This is a genomic window from bacterium, assembly GCA_024224155.1.
In the GTDB taxonomy this organism is placed as follows: Bacteria; Acidobacteriota; Thermoanaerobaculia; order Multivoradales; family JAHEKO01; genus CALZIK01.
Window position 1 is genome coordinate 1 of the sequence record JAAENP010000266.1, and the last position, 2937, is coordinate 2937.

1 protein-coding gene is annotated in these 2937 nt (G+C 66.8%); it reads left to right on the forward strand.

The window, feature by feature from the left end; translation table 11 throughout:
• Positions 1 to 837: 837 nt before the first annotated feature.
• Positions 838 to 2937: GNAT family N-acetyltransferase (locus GY769_13965; protein ID MCP4203024.1), on the forward strand; the 2100-nt coding region annotated here is incomplete at its 3' end.

Here is a 2937-nt window from a genome sequence, read left to right on the forward strand (position 1 = left end):
ATGACGGTGCCTGTAGAACTCGATACCTTGAATCAGGGAACTCGCGCAATTCCCTATGCCAGCAACGGCGACTCTGATTCTCTCCATGCTTGATCCCTCTCCGAGGATGCCCTCTCGCCATACCGGCTCTGCGATCAGGTCCTCTGGTTGACCTGGGTACAGTGACGCTCCCGAAACGACTTCAGGATGACGCTGCCCTGGAGCCGCAACTCGACGATGGAATACTGCGCTATGTGCGACGACGATCGCAGGAGGAGGGCCACTGCTACCGCACCTCCGCGAGGTCAGCACTTGCCGAGCTTAGGCTCCGCAGCAGGCCAGCAGAATATCACACATCTCCAGCAGTTCGCGGAGAGGTAGCACGGAGTAGTGTCCGATGCGACACTCCAGCAGCGGCAGCGATCAGCCGACCAGGCCGAGGACGCGCTCCCAGGCTGCGGCCTTGGCCCGATAAGTCGCCCTTCTCGGACTAGCTTCGCTTCTTGGCTCGGTCCGCCCAGCGCACTCGGCCTGGCAATGACCGGTAAGGGCGACATATCGGACGTGATCTGGCAAGCGGGTCTCCCAATGTGAGACTTGAGCTTCAAGCAAGCGTGGTACCTCGATTGGGGCGCGCTCCGACGGTACCGCGACGCTGGAGCTCCTCGCCGTCACAGGCCTTTCTTGCCTGTCGGCTCTCAGCGTAATGAGTATCCTGTCACCGAATCAGCCCCGGATCGAACGGATGGTCCGCGACGAAAGCGGATAACCTCGGGCCATGAGGACGCTGTCGACGATGCTTCGAGGCGATCTTGCCGCGGCCGGGCTCGCTAACTGCTCCGTGGGGTCTCAGGCCGCGTGACCGGTCGCCCGCTCGAAGCGATCTTCTCGCCTCGCTCGATCGCGGTGATCGGGGCCTCGCGCCGCCGTGACTCGATCGGCTTTTCTCTGCTCCACAATCTTGTCGTCAGCGAGTTTCAGGGCTCGATCTTTCCGGTCAATCCGAGCGCCGAGTCGATCCATTCGCTCAAGGCCTACCCCTCCATCGCCTCGGTTCCGGATCGCGTGGACCTGGCCGTGGTGGTCGTGCCGCGCGACGCCGTGATCGGTGTGGTAGAGGACTGCGGTCGCGCGGGAGTCAAGGGGCTGGTGGTGATCACCGCCGGCTTCGCCGAGACCGGAGCCGAGGGCACCGCCGCCGAGCGCGCCCTCGCGACCGCCGTGCGCAAGCACGGCATGCGCATGATCGGGCCGAATTGCATGGGCATCATCAACGCCGATCCGGCGGTGTCGATGAACGCGACCTTCGCGCCCACGCCCGCCGGACGGGGCTCGATCGGCTTCGTCAGCCAGTCCGGGGCACTGGGCGTGGCTATTCTCAACGCCGCGAGCGACCTCGGCATCGGCTTCACCCAGTTCGCCTCGATCGGCAACAAGGCCGACGTCTCCGGTAACGACCTGCTCGAACACTGGGAAAACGACCCCGATACGCACGTCGTCTGCATGTACCTCGAGTCGTTCGGAGGGCCCCGTCGCTTTGTCGAGCTCGCCAAGCGGGTCAGTCGCAAGAAGCCGATCCTGATCGTCAAGTCGGGGCGCACGGAAGAGGGCGCGCGCGCCGCGTCCAGCCACACCGGGGCGCTCGCCGGTCGCGACATCACGGTCTCGACCTTTCTCGCCCAGTGCGGCGTCCTGCGCGCCGGCACCATCGACGAGCTCTTCGCGGTGGCGCGAGCCCTGGATCTCTGCAAGCTCCCGGCCGGCAACCGGGTCGCCATTCTGACCAACGCCGGCGGCCCGGCGATTATGGCGACCGACTCGGTAGTCAACCGTGGCCTCGAGATGGCCGAGCTTTCCCTAGGCACCCGCGAGGGTCTCGCCGCGAGCTTGCCGAAGGAAGCGAGCGTCGCCAATCCGGTGGACATGATCGCTTCGGCGGGGGCCGAGGACTATGCCCGCTCGCTCGAAATTCTGCTCGCGGACGACGGCGTCGACATGGTCCTGGCGATCAACGTCAAGCCGCTCCTGGGCAACCCCATCGACGTCCTCAATGCGATCGCCGCGGTGATCGATCGAGGTGTCGACAAGCCCGTGCTCTCAGTGATGATGGCCACCGAGGACTTCTACGACGAGGTCAAGAAGACGCCGGACCTGCCGCCGGTCTATCGATTCCCCGAGCAAGCGGCGACCGCTCTGGCCCAGCTCGACCGCTACGCGCGTTGGTGCCGTCGACCGCAGACGGCGCCCCCGGTCTACCCGGTGGACGACGCCCAGGTCTCGGAGGTGCTGTCCGCGACCACGGAGGGCTACCTGCCGAACGCCGACGCCTTCCGGGTGCTCGAGCTCTACGGCATCCCCGTGACACCCCGACGCTGGGTCGCGGAGGCCTCGGCCGTCGCCGCCGCCGCCGCCGAGATCGGCTTTCCGGTGGCGATCAAGGCCGAGGCGGAGGGCCTCGTTCACAAGAGCGACGTCGGGGCGGTGCGCCTGGACGTCGAGGACGCGAACGAAGCCGCGCGCACGGTTGACGAGATCGCCGAAGCCCTCGAGCGCGCCGGGCTTGAGCCTTCCGGGTACCTGGTTCAACGAATGGCGGGCTCCGGGCACGAGCTCTTGTTCGGAATCTCGACCGACCCTCGCTTCGGGCCCTTGTTGGCCTTCGGTCTCGGCGGCCGCTACGTGGAGGTGTTCGGCGACGTCGCCTTCGGCGTGCCGCCGCTGTCGGAGAGCGAAGCCGACGAGCTCCTGCGTCGCATTCGAGCCTTCCCGCTCCTCGAGGGGGTGCGCGGCGAGCCGCCGGCCGATCTCGACGTGCTCCGGGAGGTCCTGATGCGAGTCGGCCAACTCGCCCACTGCCACCCCCGCGTCGTGGAGCTCGACATCAACCCGTTCGTCGCCTCCCCGGATCGGGACGGCGCCGTCGCCCTCGACGTCCGCATCCGGGTAGAACGCGAGGCG